We start from the raw sequence: 18,208 nt of genomic DNA, 5'->3' as shown, positions 1-18,208 counted from the left end.
CTGTTCACCTCATGCAATATCCATTTTGCCGTCAAGTAGTTTCAAGAGAAAGATAACTGTGTCTTCATCAAACGAGGACGGAGAAATGGTCGAAGTCTGTTCTTCGGTAGAAGGCTCGTCCAAACTTTTCGGCTCTTGTATATCTCCGTCAAACTGTTGCATTTCCGACTCGGTAAGTTCTTCTACGTCAAGCACCTCGTCCGTGTCGGCGTCTACCGTCTTGCCGTTGTCCATGACGATTTTGTTTTGTTTGTCATTATGCGTAACGCCATTTTTCTCGTCCACGGCTTGCTGTAACGCATCGGCGATTTCTTCCACGCTCGGATCGTTTTCGGGTGGTATGGATGCGGGTGTTTCGGCGCTTGCAACGCTATCCGTGCCCGCACGTTCTTTCGGTTGTTCGGTAGCTTTTTCGTCCAAAAGGTCGAACATGGATAGTTGCGGCTTGGGTTTGGGTGGAGGCGGCGAGTGGGGAATAGATGGCGTATTATTCTTAGTAGTTGCTTTCGCGGGCTTGGGTGGCTTGTACTCCGTCCCGTCCTCGTTATAAAGCTTGCCTTCGATGGAGTCTTCCTCGAAATAGTGGATCGCCCAACTCATAATATCGTCGCCGAGTACGCAAACGGCTTGTGAGCCGGACTTTTGCTCGTTCAGCATTTTGCGAGCTTGCTCGGTGGCATAGGTCATAAAGGTGGTAAGATCCTTTTTGTTCAAAAGGCGATTACCGTTTTTTTCTATGTACACACCGTTGTTTATCTTGTCGGCAAGTGTGTCGCTCACCGTGGGGATAAGGTTATCTAATACGATTTGTTCTCGGCTGTTATTAGCCGTTGAATTTAATATTGCCATAAATAAAACTCCTTGTTTTTTTGTAATGTCGGTAGAAAAAGTATAACTCATACTTGGATGCAACGTCACGTTGCCTAAAACGGACAGCCGCGCCAACGAGTCTTGTATTCGGATATTTTTAGGATAGGAAAGGTATCCCATACAACGCGCTTTAAGCGCTTGGGCGGGTCGCGCTCGTACCAACGCACGTGCCACTCGGCAAGAGAATACGTGTTTGTCACAAGATATACTTTCCACTTGTTCGAATCTTGCTTTTTGTAACACACTTTGTAGCCGTAATGATTCATTCCGTTATTTTCCTATACACGTCGTCGGAAAAGTATGCGCCTATGAACCAATTAAAAAGGGCGTGACACCGCACGCCCTTGTAGTCCACGATATAGTCGTTATCTCCGACTTTTTCGAGTACCGTTATTTCTTTTTTTACTTCGGGTTTTATCTTCCCGACGTTCAACGATTGAATGTATGCCTGTGTCTTAAATCCGTTCATGCTTATAATACCTCCATGACGCGCAAGTCTATGAACGAGTGGGTGTACCAATCATTCTTGTCCGTAATGTGCCACCAAACTTCGCTTTCGCAAGAGTTGTTGTCCTCGAAATCAAATTCGTACCGGTCGTCTACGGGGTAGCCTTCGTCGTCGAACTCGATGTTGCCAACCCACGACATTTCGGGATTGCGCTCGTTGCAAATAATTATATACTTTGTTCGCTTTTTTGATAGACTCTCTTATGGTTTTAAAGGGTGGAACAAAAAAATAACTAAGTACATGGATATAGAGGGGTTTATGTTAAAAATTGAAAACGCAGCAGTTGAGTGCCTGTATTCAATTGCAAATATAGCGGCAATTTTTAGTTTCCGCGATAAGAGTTTAATTGGAATAAGAGATACTTGTATTAATAAAATACTTTTTCATTTGCACCAAAACCCTATCGAGACTTGGCAGCAAATTGATGAAAATACAATTTTTCTACTTTTTGGATATGACACTTTTTCTAATGGATTGGTCAAGAAATCCCAATACTATAAACAAATACGGCTTAAATTTGCAGAAGCAATAGACGCAAGTATATTGGCAAGCCAAATTTCATCTAATGTTTTATATAATTGGCAATCCATAGCAGAATTATTGGAAATTATATATAGTTTTGATAAAAATAAGTATTTTCAAATAATTAATAAAGTCGAATTAGACAAACTCTCTAAGCATTTACAGGGACTTTGGGGAACAGAACAAGAGTTTGAGTTCTTACATGTTTTTTATTATGATAGCAAAGTAATTAAAAAGCTCATTACCCTTTGTGAAGCAGATATTAAACAAATAACATCATCTATTCTATTCTTTTCTACAGATGGTGCGATTTATCTTCATAAGCAAGGTCGGGAATTTAATATTGAATATTATCGAAATGAATAAACGGGCTTACGGGATTTGTCACAAGGTGGCAACACAAACCGCTAACGTATGAAAACAACTACAATGTTCGGGAAAACGGAAAGTTCGTCAGAGCGCAGTAAAATGAAAAAGCACAAGGCAATCAACCTTGTGTTTTTTCTATTATCCCACCTAAGAACCCGCCCCCATGGGAAATAAATCAATTTTTTATTTTTTACTCCGAAAGTGTGACAGTGTTACATAGTGGCGTATAAAAGTAGTACTAATGATTATTTATTATCGGGCGATTTTTGCACGATTACTTTTCCGTCCTTTACGGCGATAAGCATTTTGCCCTTGCATTTCGGGCAATAGATTTCTATTGTAGAGCCGTTGTCCGCTTTTAATAATTTATACCCGCAGTCGCGACATACAACGTAATTTGTCATATTGCCTCGCTATTTTCAAAAGCAGGTTTCTTATAATGCTTGCCTTTAATAAAAACTATAAGAACGATTATAAACGAAATTGTTTGCGCGATTGCCGCTCTTACAGTTTGTAATTCGTCAATTCCGTTTGTAGAACTGATATGCAATATATTTACTATCGTGTTATTTATAAAATGGTCGGTCATAGGCAACCATAACGAGTCCGATATTTTAGTTAACAAACAAAATTTTGCCCCTGTAATTCCCGTTGCAAAAAACAACGTTAACATCATCATAAACATTCCGCCTAAACTGCGTTCTCCGTCGATATAACTACGCAAAGGCGCGACCAAATGCCCGTTTGATTACCTATATTACCGTCAACGGAATAACTTGTAACGTAGAAATGTAAAGACGGCGATTTACCCATAGCCGCAATAATAATCAACTCAATTCCATAGGCTAAAAAGTAAACCGATATTCCAAGTAAGGTTCCCAAAAGTATATTGTTGTGGATGCGTTTAACTCGAAAGCCCGCGTCAGTCGGTTTTATATGTAAAGCCCGAAACATTACAAAACAAATATTACCGTCATCATCATAACAACGGACGATATTATCAACCGATTTTACCGCGTGTTCTATACGGTTTCCGACATTTCGGGATACTCAATTATAACCTCAATATCGTTTTTTATTTTGTTTTCTTTTAACGTGATTTTCACTGATTTAATTATAGCAAAAATAAGCCTTAAAGTAAAGTTGATATTATGCGTGAACAAAATTGATTTTTCGACAATACCATTAGTTTTTTAACAGCCTGAAAGGCAATCCCGCCAATCGATAACCTTGATTACAAAGTGTTTGCCGCCGACGATTATATAAACCCGCTTTTAGTTTTGGGGGGCGGCAAGGAAATTGAAAACGTGCGGCTGTCGCTTTTCTAATGGATGAGATTGCCGCGCTCACTGCATTCGCTCGCAATGACGTGTAGTCCATATGAGATTGCCGCGCTCACTGCATTCGCTCGCAATGACGTGTAGACCGTATGAGATTGCCGCGCTCACTGCGTTCGCTCGCAATGACGTGTAGCCTGTATAAGATTGCCGCGCTCACTGCGTTCGCTCGCAATGACATGTAAAACCAAACCGGTCATTGCGAGCGAGTTTACGAGCGTGGCAATCTCCTGCATGGAACACGTAAGGCGGCTGTATATGACTGCAGTTAAATTTCAATTTAGCGAAGTTTGTTAAAATTAAATGTGTATATAAGGTATTGTAAAACGAGATTTCAAACTTTTGGCGACAAAAATGATAAAGCGGTTTTGCTATAACAGAGAACGTCATATCAATGTTCTCAGTAAGGTTCGCAAAGGAATAACGCGCCTCCCTGTAGCAAAAGGTAATGTTTTTGTATTAAAATTAAAAAACATTGCGTTAAAATTCGGAGTCGGTATTGACAAAAGTTATTAAATGAGATATTATTGTTTTGTAGAGGAGCGAGTTTTATGAGTATATATGAAAAGAGATCCGACAACAAACATTATATATATCTCAAAAAGCAAGGGCAGCCGTCGTTGCCGGGAAGAATACACGAAATAACGTGTTTGCCTAACTTTCACCGTGCCAGCGAATTTATAATAATTACAAACGGCAACGTTAATTGTAACGTAAACGGAAAGCACAGTTCACTCGAGGCGGGCGATATATTGTTTGTAGACAGCTTTTTGCCGCATTCGTATGTTGCAAGCAACGACGTCGACGGTTACGTCCTTGTTATGAGCGAGTGGTATTTGCAATTTTTCCGCAAAGAATTCGAGCGCATGTGTTTTCCTACCGTGATGAGCAAACATAGCAAAAACAAAGAAATAGCCGAGTATGTTGCAGACTGGCATTTGTGGCTTGAGGCGGGAAAAGGAACGGTTTATGACGGGTTTAACCGTGCGAATTTGTTTTTTGCGCTGCTTTACGACGCTTATTCGCTTGTGCCCATGCGGCTTGAGAAAGGCAACGAACTTGTTGTGAATATGCTTAATTATATAGACGAAAACTACGCCGAAGATATAAGCATAGAGAAAATAGCCGACGAGTTCGGCTACGCCAAACAATATTGCAGTAAAATGTTCAATAAAGTGGTGGACGAAAGTTTTCGTAAATATCTTAATCGAGTGAGGGTGTTGCGTTTCAGAGAGATGTGGGACAGTCAAACGGTCAAACAGCGCGATACCGTGCTCAAACTTGCTTTTGCGTGCGGGTTTGAAAGCCAGTCTACTTTTTATAGAGCGTATAGAGAGCTGTACGGAACCACTCCGAAATGCTGAACGAATTTTGCGGCCTTCCTTATTAAAGGGAGGCTTTTTTATGCGTTCAAGTTGCTTTTGCAACCTGTGTATCCGTATGGTTGCAACGGCAATTTGTTTACTTTTTGAAATATATAAAGTAGTTAGTGAGAGGTACGGGGGGGGGTAGTATGTTATACTATTGGTAAATAACGGTTTTGCTGTTTTTAGATTGGCGCGGTAAAAAGGAAAATGATGCCCGCCGCACGGAGCGGGGCATAAAAGGAGAGCGGATGCCGAAAACAAACGACAATATAATAAAGTTCTTGCGTGAAAATATGCGAAAGACCGTGCGCCTTCCGAAAGACAGCGGAGGTCTGTTGAATTATCCGTATACCGTTCCGAGTACCGGCGATGGGTTCAGAAACTTTTTTTACTGGGATACGTATTTTGCAAATTGGGCACTGTATGCGATGGGCATGTATGAGCAAGCGGGTAACAATCTTAAAAACATGGCGGAGCTTATAAATAAATTCGGTTATATGCCCAACGCCGACGTGCTTACCAACCGCAGTCAGCCGCCTTTGTTTATACGCGGCGTATATGAGTATCGCGAACAAACGGGCGATGCCGAGTTTGTGCGAAAAATGTTGCCCGCCATGCGTGCCGAATACGATTTTTGGATGCGCGACAGAATTGCCCCGTGCGGACTCAATCGTTACGGTTCGAGCGCAAAAACGGAAGACGAGATAATTTCTTTTAACAAAGAAATAGCGGAGCGTTTGGGATTGAACCTTAGCGAAAAGGAGGAACGCGACGTTCAGTTGTTGGCGTCGGCGGAAAGCGGTTGGGACTTTACGTCGCGCTTTTTCGATAACGGAGAAAGTTGCCGCTCTTACGATATTTGCCCTGTGGACTTAAATGCAATACTTTTCGACGCAGAACTTAAACTTGCGCAGTTCGAACGCGAATTCGGCTCCGGCGCGGAACGCATGGAAGCCGCCGCCGCAAAGAGAAAAGAGCTTATGCGAAAATACATGTACGACGGAAAGACGTATCGCGACTGCTATGCCGACACGGGAGAATTGCGCGGAGAAAATACGCATGCGGGCAGTTTCTTCGCCGCGGCGTTCGGCGTGGATAAAAACTGCGGAGTAAAGACGCTTTGTAACGAACTTATGACAAAACACGGGCTTCTTACCTGTACCGAAAACAAATACAGCAAGCGTTTTCAGTGGGATTATCCTATGATGTGGCCGCCGCTTGCCGGCATAGCCGAAGTTTCGCTCAGAAAAGCGGGTGAATACGATTTGGCGGAAGAACTGAGGGTTGCTTTTATACGAACGGTGGAAAAAGTATTTGAGTGTACCGGCAATTTATGGGAAAAGTATAACGTGGTTTCTTGCGTGGTGGGGCATGCGGCGGAATATAAAACGCCGCCGATGCTCGGGTGGACTGCGGGGGTGTATTTGCGTTTTACCGAAATTCAAAATAAAAAAGGAGAAAAGAAATGAAAAGTTTTTTTAGAACGCTTGCGTTTGCCGTTTTGGCTCTGTGCGTTGCGGTGAGTTTTGCCGCTTGCAATACGGGTCTCCCGCAAGCGCCCGAACAGCCGATAGACATCGATATCGACAAAAACGTGCAAGCCGATTTGGTTGCCGTGGTGGACAACGACGGCGTGGAAAAAATGATAGTGGAAGAGCTTGCCGAGGAATTCTGCAAAGAATATCCAAACGTGACGGTAGACGTTGTGCAAAACGCCGACGTTATATCGTATATCCGTTCGGGCGAGGCGGTTGACCTCGTAAGCGTAATAGGCGAAAACGTATCGTATTATGCTTCGCAAGACATTTTGACGCCTCTCGACGATTACATGGAAGCGCAGAAATTCGACGAGAGCAAGTATTATTCGTCCATGCTCGAACTCGGACGCGACAGCGTGACCGACAAAATGTATATGATGCCGCGCGATTACAGCCGCATAACATGTTTTTACAATAAGGCGCTTTTCGATAAGTGCGGCGTGGCTTATCCCGTCGATACGCCCGAAGACCCTTGGACGTGGGACAAATTCGTAGCTACGTGCAGGGCGCTTAAATCGAGTCCGGAGTTCCCGTCAAACTACGTGCCCGTACAGGCGGCTATGTCTTACGATATTCTCAATTGGGGAATAGTGTCTTCTTACGGCGCGGAGAGTATATTAAAAGACGATTTCACTCTTGCGGATGCAAACAGCGAAACGTATAAACAGTGGCAAAAGGGAATGCTTACCGCCGCGGATATGATTACCGAAAAATATTCGCTCGACAGTCGTTTGTATAAGGCGACCGACTTCGAAAACGGAGCGGCGGCAATGAGTTTTGCGGTGGGAGCTGCGAGCACCACATACAAACAAAAAGGCATAGATTACAACGTGGTTCCGTTTCCGGCGATAGGCGATACTCCCAAAACGCCCACCGGTACTTGCGGTTACGCCATAGCCAAGAATTCGTATAACAAAAACGTAACTTGGGCGTTTCTCAATTTCATCATGAGCGAAGCAGGTCAAAAGATTATTTCCGAAAAAGGTCAGCTTATTCCCGTGCTAAAATCGCTTGCCGAAGACGAGAGTTCGCAGTGGCGCAAAATGACAAACGGCAAAGGTAATGCGGTAGACACCGCACAGTTCATAAAACATACCGAACGCGACGTTACGGCTACTTGGTTCGGCAAACTGCCGGCGCTTGCCCGCAACGCGTACGGCGGATTTTACAAGAAGTTTTTGACTTCGGTATGCGACGGCAACAAGAGCTTTGCGCAGGCGCATACGGTTCTCAAGGGGCAGATAGAAGAGTATAAATCGAATTATCCCGAATACTTTGTGTAGAGGTGATTTATGGCTTTGCTTGAATCGCTCGCAAAACGTAAGATAAGCCGCAAAAGCCTTTTCGACAGATTGGGTTGGTTCGCGTTTATTCTTCCCGTAGTGCTCGGTGTGCTTATATTTTCGCTGTATCCTATGGTGGTATCGCTTTATTACAGCTTTTTCAAAACGTATACGGGAACTACCGATTTGCCGTTTTGGACGATAAACGGATTCAATAATTTCGGGCTGTTTAACTACAAACGTATGTTTACCATAGATTCCGAAGTGTGGCAGTCTTTCGGCATAACGTTTATTTATGCGGTTGTGAGCGTCCCCGTATGCCTTATATTGTCGTTTCTGATAGCGTTGCTACTGAACAGTAAGGTAAAAGGAATAGGCATATTCAGAGTAATTTACTATTTGCCGGTTATAATTCCCACTACGATAAACGGCTTGCTTTGGGCGGATTTTTACGACGTTCGGTTCGGACTTGCGAATCAGCTGCTTACGTCCGTCGGGCTGCCCGCCGGTACGTTCTTTACGTCGGCAAACACGGCTCTCGTCACGTTTATGTCGCTCAATCTATGGACGCTCGGCGCGTCTATGATACTGTGGCTTTCGGCACTCAAAAACGTTCCGGCGTCGCTCATAGAATCGGCAAAGTTAGACGGCGCGGGGGCGTTTCGAAGGCTTGTAAAAATAATAATTCCCATGTGCACGCCCATACTTTTTTATAACATAATTACGGGCGTGATAGGAGCGTTGCAAATGTTCGGACCCGTGATGACTTTAATGGGGCAAAGCGGCGCGGGACCGGATAATGCATTGTATTTCTTTGCGTATAAGATATATAATACGGCGTTCGGCGCGTGGGAAATGGGCTATGCGTGCGCGCTTGCTTGGTTTTTATTCCTCATCATTGCCGCGCTTACCGGACTTGCGTTCGGCACCAATAAATGGGTTTACTACGGCGACGGAGGTAACGACTGATGACAAAAGTCAAGACTCTGCAAGTAGTGAAAAAAGGCATGATTTATGCGGTGCTCGTGCTGTTCTCGATGTTTTTTCTATTTCCGTTCGCGTTTATGTTTTTCAAAAGCGTAATGGGAAATTTGGAATCTGCGGGCTCGCCGTACGTTCGTTTTTTGCCCGAAGGCGCATGGCATTTCTCCAATTACGCAAGAGTGTTCGACAGTTCGTTTTTGCGCTACTTCCGCAACACGCTCATAGTAATCGCGTTCAACATAGTGGGAGTTCCGCTTGCGGCTTGCTTCGTGGCATTCGGATTTGCGCGCGGTAAATTCAAGACCAAGAACTTTTGGTTTGCCGTAGTGCTCGGCACCATAATGCTTCCCGGCGTGGTGACGCAGGTGCCCGTCTACATTATGTTCAAAAAGTTCGGGCTTACCGGAACGCTCGCCCCTCTCATTATACCCAACTTTTTCGGCGGCGGCGCACTCAATATATTTTTGGCGAGACAGTTTATACGCGGCATATCCAAAGAGATAGACGAGGCGGCGCGTATAGACGGTGCAAGCAGATTGAGAATATTTTTCGGCATTATATTTCCGCTGCTTAAACCCATTATAATTTATATAGTCATAAACACGTTTATATCGTGTTGGAGAGATTTCGACAGCGCACTCGTGTTTATAGGCGATACGCGCGCGTCGCGGCAGTGGCAAACGTTGGCGTTGGGAATTTACTATAAATTCCTTATTCGCGGCACCGAAGACGTTTACCCCAATATGCAGATGGCTACGGGCGTAATAATGGTTTTGCCGGTAGCGGCGCTCTTCCTCGTTTTTCAACGCCGGCTTATAGAGGGCGTGGTAATGACGGGTATCAAAGGTTAATCCGTAAAAAAATATAATAAGGAGAAGAAAAGATGAAGAAAAGGACTTTGCCGATACTGCTCGGCGCATTGGCGATAGCCGTGTGCATTGCGGTAGCGCCGCTCTATGCGAGTGCGGCTTTTGCCGAGGACTCGTGGGAGTGGAACGTGACGAAAGGTGACGTAACGCAGTCTACGGACAGTTACGGCACCGTGTTTACCTCGAGCGACGAATATACCGTAGCGTCTCGAAAAAAAGTTTGGGTGGACAAATTCGGACTTGCTTTCCGCATAAACCGCGATACGAAGGGCAGCGTGGTACTTGTTATTTCGCCCACGGAGGAAACTTGTGCGCAGGATAAGGGCATAAGGCTCAAAGCGGAAGCAATATCCGACGATTTGCTCGAATCGGAAATTACGCTTAGCGTTGCGGGCGAACAGAAAGAAAAGTTCGAAAGCAACATGTTCAACTGGACGGACGGCAAATCATACGACACGAACTATTTGTATCTTGCCAAGCGTGACTCGGGTTGGGTAATAAACTGCAACGACCACGTTACCGCGCTCGGCAGCGACGCGTCCGCCGCGCTCGATACCGCTCTTGCGACTTATCAAGGCAGAGTAGGTTATTTGCAGTTCGGTGCATCGGCGAACACAAAGTTCACATACGCGGGCGTGCAATACGGAATGCCCCGTCAGTCGGGTGAAAATCCCCAAGGTTTCGGATACGAAATTTTCGACGCGCCCCGTTGGACGGAAACATACGGCGAGGAGCTTTGCGGCTATGCCTCCGACTTCGGCAAGCAATATGCCGTAAGTTCCACTCTTCCCATGCCGCTTAACGGACTTACCGCCAACGTAAGAATAGCGCACGGCGAAAAGAATATGCACTTTTTTATGGCGTTCACCTCGCTCAATAATCATAACTGGTATGCCGGTACTTATACCATAGCGCTTATGGTGAAGTATAATAAGAACGATACCGACGGCAAGACCGACATAAGCTTTATGATGTATGACGATAAGACGGACGCAAATCACGAAGAACCCATAAAATTCAGTGAAAGAACGGACGCTTTCAAATGGTTCGAAACCAACGAAATTCGCGTCAAAAAGCTAAAAGGAATGTGGCTCATAACGCTCAACGGAAAGGAGTTGTTTTCGGGCAAAGTAAGCTCGGACGGACTTAACGTAAACGATTATTTCAATATTGTGGCGCCGTACTACGTAGGCGGCAGTGCATATTATCAGATGTTTGCGCCCGAAAGTTCGGGAGGCGTGGGTAATGACGGTTACGTTATAGAAAGTCTTAAAGTGCAAAACGCCAACAACGCGCCGCAGGTAGAGCACGAAGTTATGCAAAAGGTGAACGAGACGCAGTACAAAGCGGGCGACACTTTGAGAATAAATCTCAACGAGTTGTTTACCGACGCAGACGGCGACGCTCTTACGTTGTTTGCCACCAAAGGAACGATAGAGGACGGAATTTGGACTTATACGCCGAACACGGCCGAGCATATATTCGTGACGTTTACGGCAACCGACGGCGATGCGGCACAGGAAATTCGTTTGGAGTTTAATATTACGAACGCTTCGGCGCAGGCTGCCCAAGAAGGGTGTTCGTCGGCAGTCGGCGCACCGTCGGCGATAATCGCAGCGGTTGCGATATTGTCGGCACTCGCGATTATCTCAACCAAAGGGAGGAAAAACAATGAAAACGTTGGGTAAAAAGATATTGACCGTAATGCTGGCTTTGTGTTTGACGTTCGCGTTCGCGGCGTGCGAAGGCGACTCGAACGGTACCGGCGGCGGAAACGGCGCCGGTGAAACCAAAGACAATATTATCAAAGCAGACGATTTTACGTGGCGCAACAAAGCGGGCAAAGACGTATACGACGACGAGTTTTTGGATATGTACTTTTTTTCGGACAAAAACGATGCCGTTACGTATTTTTGCAATTCGATGTATAAATCTTACGGCGACCTTACCATGGGCAATCAGCCGTATGTGGGATTGGGAGTAGGGTGGTGCCCCGCGTGGTACGAGTGGATGGCGCTTATACGCAACTGGTCGGATAACGACTGGGTGAAAAACCGTTGGCGCAACTATCTTATAGATTGCCCCATATCGGCGGACGGCTACGTATGGAGCTACGACACGCCGCACTGGCCCGACCTCGGATTTACAGACAGTCACCACAATTTCCATTACGATAACAATTTCCGATTCGTAATCACGGTATGGAATTTCTGTGCATGGGAAAACTCGTTGGATTTGTTGAATGCGGTAGACCCTTCTACCGTAGCCAACGACACCGAAGCTCACGAGGGAACCTACCATCAGGCGGAAGACGTATCCAAAGGCAAGACTGTGGGTTGGAAGCTCGAAAAAGCAATAGACTACGTGATGAACGAACTGCACGGCAAAGACGGTCTTATAATAATAGACGAAAACGCGCAGGACGGACTCAATCTCGGCACCAACGACAGCTATTCGTGTAACTACTGGGATAACATTCCGTTCGGTTACAAGGATGCGTACGAAAATATACTTTTTTACAACATGCTCAAAAGTCTTACCGAACTTGAAACCATGCGTGAAAATGCCGAGCAGGCAACTTATTACCGAGATTTGGCGGCTACCGTAAAGACCAATTACAACAAAACTTTTTGGAACGAAAAAACGGGCAGATACGTGGGTACGGTGGACGTGAACGGCATCATGCGCGATTACGGCATCACGTTTGTAAATACCGAAGCCGTTGCCGCGGGGCTATCGAGCGCGGAGCAAGCCAAGAGCATATACGATTGGCTTGACGGCAAACGCATAGTGACGGGCGACACCTCTACGGGCGAAGATATTTACCGATATATCGCGGCGCCTCGCAGCAATACGCTCGATTACGGCGCAATATCCGACCCCGACGCCGAAAACAAATTCTGGTGGCACGACAACAACGGCGGTCAGGCTCTTTCGGGCAACGGCGCATACGGCTATCACGTGGAAAACGGCGGAGCCATTTTGTATACCGAATATTACGATATTATGGGACGTATAGCGTCGGGCGACTTGACGAGCGCATACGCTCGCATGGAAACGCTTGCGCGCGAATATGCGAAAGACGAGTTAAACCGCGATCCCATGAATCCCACTTCGGGCGGATACGACGTGCTCGGATTTGTGGGAGAATTTCCCGAGAGCGGACTCGTGCCGGTGGCTTATCTCTACGGATTTATAGGAGTCAACTTGCGTGCCGACGGCATATATATTGCTCCCAATATTCCCGAGGGCTACGGATATATGGGTGTAAACGATATCGTGTTCGACGGCAAAATTTATACGATGTGCGCGTATCGCGACGGTAAGTTCCGTATCTCGTCGGAAGAGGGAATGGACATTGCCCTTTCGGTAAAAGACACGGCGGGAGTCGGAACGAGAAAGCTCGTACTGTTCGACCGCTACGACAATGCCGTTTCTTCCGCTCTCGTTACCGCAAAAGACGGCGAATTTCGTTTGGATTTGACCGATGCCGGCAGTATAGCGTATGCTTGCTTGCAGTAAGCGATAAAGGATTTTCGCTATGGCGGAATGGATTTGGTATCCCGGAGACAGGGAAATAAAAACTCTCAACGAAGTAAGCGCTCGGCGATATATGCGCGACGTGATTCAGCCGCCCGTGTGGCAGTCGCATGCCGTAGAGCCGAGCGTCAAATTCGGCAGAGAATTCACTCTTTCGCAAGACGACGAATTAGTTATACGCGCGAGCGGCGAGTTTAATATAGAGCTTGACGGAGCGGGTAAATTCGTGCACGGTTTCGACGGCGTTCTGCCGCTAAAAGCAGGTAAACACTCTCTTTGTATTCACGTGTTTGCAAGCGGCGGCAAACTGCCGTGCGTATACGTAAAGGGCAGAGAGATACAGAGCGATAAAGAATGGCAGTGTACGCTGTTGGACGGCAAATTCGTATACGTAGGCACGGGCGGATTTACCGACGAGAATATGTCGCCCGACAATTACGCTTTGCCGCTTTTAAGACGCGAAGCCGTGAAAACCGAGCTAAAAGACGACTGCGTGCTTTACGATTTCGGCGAGGAAACTTTCGGCTATATCGAAGCGGAGGAGCATAACGGCAAAGGCGAAGTCAAACTGTATTTCGGCGAATCGAGAGAAGAGGCGGAAGATTTCGAGTGTTGCGAGAAAATCGGCAATATAGCGTTGTGCGACGGACGGACGCGTAATGAGCGCACCAATGCATTCAGATTTGTGGCGGCGGTGTGCGAGCGAGGCGCAAAGATAGGCAAACTTGTCGAATTGTACGAATATCGTCCGCAACCGCGCGCGGCAAAGTTCGAATGCGAAAACAAAGAACTACAGCGCATATGGGAAACGGCAATGCACACCTTTATGCTCAATACGCGCGAATTCTTTTTGGACGGCATAAAGCGCGACCGCTGGGTTTGGTCGGGCGATGCAAGCCAAAGTTATCTGTTAAACGCTTATTCGTTTTTCGACGAAGAGACGGCTCGCAACACGATAGTCGCATTGGGCGGTAAAAACAACGTAGTGCGGCACATGAACACCATAGTAGATTATTCGCTGTACTGGCTCATATCGTGCCGCACGCATTACCGTTATACGGGCGATACGGAGTTTTTGAAGAGAATATATCCGCGTTTCACGGCATGGGCGGACTTCGTGCTCTCGCGCACCGACAGCAGAGGATTTTTGATTGCCGCGCCCGAAGATTGGGTGTTTATAGACTGGAACGACGCAATAACCAAAGACGGCGACGTCTATTCGTTCTTGCAGATACTTCTCTACGGTGCGTTGTGCGCGGGCAGGGAAATAGCGAGCGTAATCGGCGAAACCGGCGATGCGAAAAAATACGCTTCGCTTGCGAAAAAGCTTTGCGCCGATATTCAAGACGCGTTTTGGTGCGAAGACAGGGGAGGCTATGCTCATTCGCTCAAAGACGGCAAAAGCGATTTGCTTATATTGCGCCAAAACAACGTAATGGCTGTGTTGTGCGGCATAGCCGACGAGCGAAAAAGTCGCAAAATATTGACAAGCGTGTTGTTTAGCGATGCGGTGCCCGCAATAACCACCCCGTATATGCGTTTTTACGAGTTCACCGCGCTTTGTCTGTTGGGCGAAACCGAGCGCGTATATATCGAGATGATGCGATATTTCGGCGGCATGCTCAAACTCGGAGCGACTTCGTTTTGGGAATATTTCGACCCCGAGCAAAACGGCGCGGAACATTACGGTATGTACGACCGCAAGTACGGTAAAAGTCTGTGTCATGCGTGGGGAGCCACCCCGCTGTGGATAATAGGTCGTTTTTTGTTGGGAGTTAAACCGATGGAATGCGGCTACGGCAAAATAGCGATAGAGCCGCGTTTGGATTTGTTGGGCAACTGTAATGCCGAGTTTCCTCTCAAAAAAGGAACGCTCAAATTCGGTGTGAAAGACGACGTCATACACGTTACATCGTCGTTACCGGGCGAGCTTACGCTTTACGGCGAGCATATTTTGCTCGAACCGGGGGCAACGGTGAGTCGGGAACGCAAAAAAGATAAGGAGAATAAAAGATGAAAAAGAGAGGACTTTCGGTAATAGTACTGTGTTTGCTGCTTGCGGCAAGCATGGGACTTATGGGTGGGTGCGAAAGCAAACCCGCGGAGCAGGTGCCCGGCACGGGCGTTACGCCCGCGTCTACGATTTTCGTAAGCGGTACGTCGGGCAATCTTATTTTGGGACTCAATCCCATAGACGCCGTGGTGAGTTCGATAACCGAGGGCGGCGCCGAGCTCGACGCAAGCAATTATACGGTGGCGGACGGCAGCATAACGCTCAAAAGCGGCTATCTGTCTTCGCTTGGCACGGGCACCCATACGTTTACTATTACGGTAGACGGGCGCAGCGTTAAAGTGGACGTGCGTTGCTATAAGGCTCCGGTATTCTCGGCGCAAACCGTAGATTATATTTGGGACGAACCGCAAGACTTCGTCGTGCCCGTAGATTTGGGCGGAGACGGCATTGTAAGCGTGAAAATAGGCAACGAGCGACTTTCCGCGGATGCTTTTTCCGTATCGGACGGTAATTTTATAATAAGCAAAGACAGTATAGAGAGTACGTGCATAGACGGCGAAAACGTGCTTACGCTTACCACAAACGTGGGCGTCGCCGAACTTATTATAAACTGCCACAACAAAGTCATACGCGCTACGTTCGACAACAAGCGTTACAAGATACAGGAAGTCAACGGCAAAGACGTGTCGTTTGCCTTCAATCCCGGGGGCGCGGAGTTCGCGCTCAAAATCAAAAACGGGGGAGAGTACGCATTATTCGACAACGGCGGATACGAATACAACGCTCTTACCAAAACGCTGAATATAAAAGCGGCTTGGCTTGACGAAAAGTATGCCGACATACACGCGTTCCGTTTGGAAGTGGAAGACAGCGAAAGCACCGAGATAGATTTCGAAGTAGGCTCTTGCGGCAAAGCGGGCAGTGCAAAACTCGCGGTGGCGGGCAGTATGTACGCTATGAACGATTTCGACACGATTGCACCCGACTCGTCTTTCGGCGGCGGCAACGTGAACACCGATTTGTTCTTTACTAATCCCGACGGCGCCGAGAGCAAGATAGTGACGGGCGAACAGGCGATAAGCGGCAATTCGCTTTTGGTGTCGTCCAAAGTTTCGGGCGTGGGGTGGAACACGTTGTTCGGCATGAACATGCCATTCAAGCAAAACGTGCTGTATCGCTTCGACATGAAGGTGAAAATGACTACCGTGGCAGCCGGCGCAAACCCGTCGCTTGCGTTCAGATTTATGCCTTCTCCCGAAGTGTTCGGACTGTTGATAGACTATAACGCGGAGTCCGACAGCTTTATTCTTTCGAAAAAGTCCGACGACAGAACTGTTTTCGAATACGATAAAAACACCAAAATACTCAGCGTTTCTGTATATATGACGCCGGGCGCATCGGGCGAAAACTTTATGTTTACGGCTATAAACGCGGATAAGGCAAGCTTTGCGATAGACGATTTGAAAGTGCTTGCCACCGATATTCCCGCATCGCTCAAAACCACGCTCGATTCGGTGGAATATATGAAGCACAGTGGCGAAGACCTTGAAATAGACCTTTCGGCAACGGGCGTTAAGTTTACCGGCAACGTAACTTTGGGCGAAGTTGCGCTTGCGCAAGGCAATGGCTACGTTATGACAAATAAAGGATTTGCCGTTAAAGCCGATTTTCTTGCGAAAATTGCCGACGGCGAACATGTTCTCGCATTTGAGGGCTACTATGTGAAAGACGTTTTCGGTACTACCGAAGAAACGGAGTGCAGTGCCGTTATTACCATAAACTCCGTAGCTCCCGCCAAGGTTAACGGCGCCGCGCTCAAAGTGCAAAGCGCCGCAAAAGAAGACCTTGCATATTCGTTGAGTTTGGGCAACTTTACGCTTGAGAGCATAACTACGGGCGGAGTACCGGTGGCTTCTCAAAACTATACGCTTTCCGACGGAAATCTCACTCTCAAAAAAGAATATCTAAATACTCTTAAGTTAGGGTTACACCGTTTTACACTCAATTTTGTATACGACGATAAAACCATGCAACTTACCGTTTCGGCGGGCGTGTACGGCAGCGAATCGGCGCACCTTGCCGACGTAGTGGGAATTATGGATTTCGGTGCGTATAATATAGGTACGTCGCTCGGCGGCATAATCCCGCCCAAAGACGGAGCAAGCAGCGCCGACGGGTATATTCACAGTTGGGGCGAAAATTATGCCAATAAAACGGTGATATCCGACGACGTTATGGGCAAAGCGCTTTTGATACCTGAGAGCGAGGCGTTACCGGGCTTTCTTTCGTATAACACGCTTAAGACCGATACGGTATACGTAGTGCGCATAAAATTCCGTACTGCGAACGACGCCGCGGTAAGCAGTTTGCTTATAAAGTGGAACAATTCGGGGGTAGACGCAAGCTGGATAGAGGGTAACAAAATCAAAAACGATACCAAAGATTACCGTACCACAATAGAGCGCGACGCGAACAATGTATACACTTGGACGTCGTATCTTCCCAAAACCGCAGTTACAAACGACCAATTGATATTGTGGCCTGTTGTTCCTCAGGAATTGCACATAGGTTCTATAGAAGTAATAGAAACCGATTTGGACAGTGCAAATCAGCCGTATACGCCTTACAACTATGCCGACTATACAAATACGGGCATGTTCAAAAACGACAGCACCGTTGAGTATTCGGGCTCGGGCGACCTTTATATTATAGAACACACTAACGACGAGGGCGGTAAGTTCAACGAGTTTTGGCTTGAGTACAACGGCGTTAAATTGGTAAAAGACGTCGACTACGTCATGAGCGGTTATGCGGTCACTCTCAAAGAAGCCTTCCTTAAAACGCTTCCTTCCGGTACGACGGCGCTTACCGTTTGCCGAGGCAAAACGGGAGTTACCGACATGTTCGGTGAACTGTATGCGGGCTCGCAAACAGCTACCGTGAATATAGCGGTACAATAACGGATATCGAAAAAAGCCGTAACGCGACAGTTACGGTTTTTTTACGA

At 46.9% G+C, this 18,208-nt stretch carries 16 protein-coding genes; 10 read left to right on the top strand and 6 right to left on the bottom strand.

Translation table 11 applies throughout. From position 1 onward, the window contains the following. Positions 1-9: 9 nt before the first annotated feature. The 4 genes from NFR55_RS07635 to NFR55_RS07620 form a co-directional block, all read right to left on the bottom strand. Positions 10-849, bottom strand: coding sequence for a Cas9 inhibitor AcrIIA9 family protein (locus NFR55_RS07635; RefSeq protein ID WP_251547936.1), 840 nt, complete (start codon positions 847-849; stop codon positions 10-12). Between the two features lie 74 nt (positions 850-923). Beyond that, complete coding sequence (locus tag NFR55_RS07630) at positions 924-1,136, bottom strand: hypothetical protein (protein ID WP_251547934.1); 213 nt, start codon at positions 1,134-1,136, stop codon at positions 924-926. After that, complete coding sequence (locus NFR55_RS07625; protein ID WP_251547932.1) at positions 1,133-1,339, bottom strand: hypothetical protein; 207 nt, start codon at positions 1,337-1,339, stop codon at positions 1,133-1,135. Before NFR55_RS07625 ends, NFR55_RS07630 begins: the two co-directional genes overlap by 4 nt. Positions 1,340-1,341: 2 nt before the next feature. Beyond that, complete coding sequence (locus tag NFR55_RS07620) at positions 1,342-1,518, bottom strand: hypothetical protein (protein WP_251547930.1); 177 nt, start codon at positions 1,516-1,518, stop codon at positions 1,342-1,344. A 118-nt stretch (positions 1,519-1,636) separates the two neighbouring features. Between NFR55_RS07620 and NFR55_RS07615 the strand changes: the two genes are divergently transcribed. Beyond that, entirely contained in the window at positions 1,637-2,266 is a 630-nt protein-coding gene (locus tag NFR55_RS07615) for a hypothetical protein (protein ID WP_251547928.1), read from the top strand. Positions 2,267-2,514: 248 nt separating this feature from the next. Here the strand turns inward: NFR55_RS07615 and NFR55_RS07610 are convergent, their stop codons facing one another. Both NFR55_RS07610 and NFR55_RS07605 read right to left on the bottom strand, forming a co-directional pair. Then, complete coding sequence (locus NFR55_RS07610; protein WP_251547926.1) at positions 2,515-2,673, bottom strand: cysteine-rich KTR domain-containing protein; 159 nt, start codon at positions 2,671-2,673, stop codon at positions 2,515-2,517. Continuing rightward, positions 2,670-2,948 carry a hypothetical protein gene (locus NFR55_RS07605; RefSeq protein ID WP_251547924.1) on the bottom strand — a complete coding sequence of 93 codons (279 nt, stop codon included), beginning with the start codon at positions 2,946-2,948 and terminating at the stop codon, positions 2,670-2,672. The genes NFR55_RS07610 and NFR55_RS07605 overlap by 4 nt, the downstream gene beginning before the upstream one ends. Positions 2,949-4,157: 1,209 nt before the next feature. Between NFR55_RS07605 and NFR55_RS07600 the strand changes: the two genes are divergently transcribed. The 9 genes from NFR55_RS07600 (at position 4,158) to NFR55_RS07560 (ending at position 18,161) form a co-directional block, all read left to right on the top strand. Then, complete coding sequence (locus NFR55_RS07600) at positions 4,158-4,970, top strand: helix-turn-helix transcriptional regulator (protein ID WP_251547922.1); 813 nt, start codon at positions 4,158-4,160, stop codon at positions 4,968-4,970. A gap of 251 nt (positions 4,971-5,221) precedes the next feature. Next, a complete protein-coding gene (locus tag NFR55_RS07595; protein ID WP_251547920.1) occupies positions 5,222-6,442 on the top strand; it encodes an alpha,alpha-trehalase in 1,221 nt (406 codons plus the stop codon). Beyond that, a complete protein-coding gene (locus NFR55_RS07590; protein ID WP_251547918.1) occupies positions 6,439-7,794 on the top strand; it encodes an ABC transporter substrate-binding protein in 1,356 nt (451 codons plus the stop codon). Before NFR55_RS07595 ends, NFR55_RS07590 begins: the two co-directional genes overlap by 4 nt. Positions 7,795-7,803: 9 nt before the next feature. Continuing rightward, entirely contained in the window at positions 7,804-8,763 is a 960-nt protein-coding gene (locus NFR55_RS07585) for a carbohydrate ABC transporter permease (protein WP_251547915.1), read from the top strand. Next, entirely contained in the window at positions 8,763-9,629 is an 867-nt protein-coding gene (locus NFR55_RS07580) for a carbohydrate ABC transporter permease (RefSeq protein ID WP_251547913.1), read from the top strand. The genes NFR55_RS07585 and NFR55_RS07580 overlap by 1 nt, the downstream gene beginning before the upstream one ends. Positions 9,630-9,661: 32 nt before the next feature. Continuing rightward, on the top strand, positions 9,662-11,335 hold the full coding sequence (locus NFR55_RS07575) for an Ig-like domain-containing protein (RefSeq protein ID WP_251547911.1): 1,674 nt from the start codon (positions 9,662-9,664) through the stop codon (positions 11,333-11,335). After that, positions 11,319-13,169 (top strand): glucosidase family protein, encoded by a 1,851-nt coding sequence (locus NFR55_RS07570; RefSeq protein WP_251547909.1) that lies wholly within the window; start codon positions 11,319-11,321, stop codon positions 13,167-13,169. The genes NFR55_RS07575 and NFR55_RS07570 overlap by 17 nt, the downstream gene beginning before the upstream one ends. Before the next feature lie 19 nt (positions 13,170-13,188). After that, positions 13,189-15,204, top strand: a complete 2,016-nt coding sequence (locus NFR55_RS07565; RefSeq protein WP_251547907.1) for an alpha-L-rhamnosidase-related protein — start codon at positions 13,189-13,191, stop codon at positions 15,202-15,204. Then, positions 15,201-18,161 (top strand): X2-like carbohydrate binding domain-containing protein, encoded by a 2,961-nt coding sequence (locus tag NFR55_RS07560; RefSeq protein WP_251547905.1) that lies wholly within the window; start codon positions 15,201-15,203, stop codon positions 18,159-18,161. Before NFR55_RS07565 ends, NFR55_RS07560 begins: the two co-directional genes overlap by 4 nt. Positions 18,162-18,208: the final 47 nt, after the last annotated feature.

Source organism: Pumilibacter intestinalis (assembly GCF_943193005.1).
Lineage (GTDB): Bacteria > Bacillota > Clostridia > Christensenellales > Pumilibacteraceae > Pumilibacter > Pumilibacter intestinalis.
This window is presented reverse-complemented; position numbering and strand designations above follow the sequence as displayed.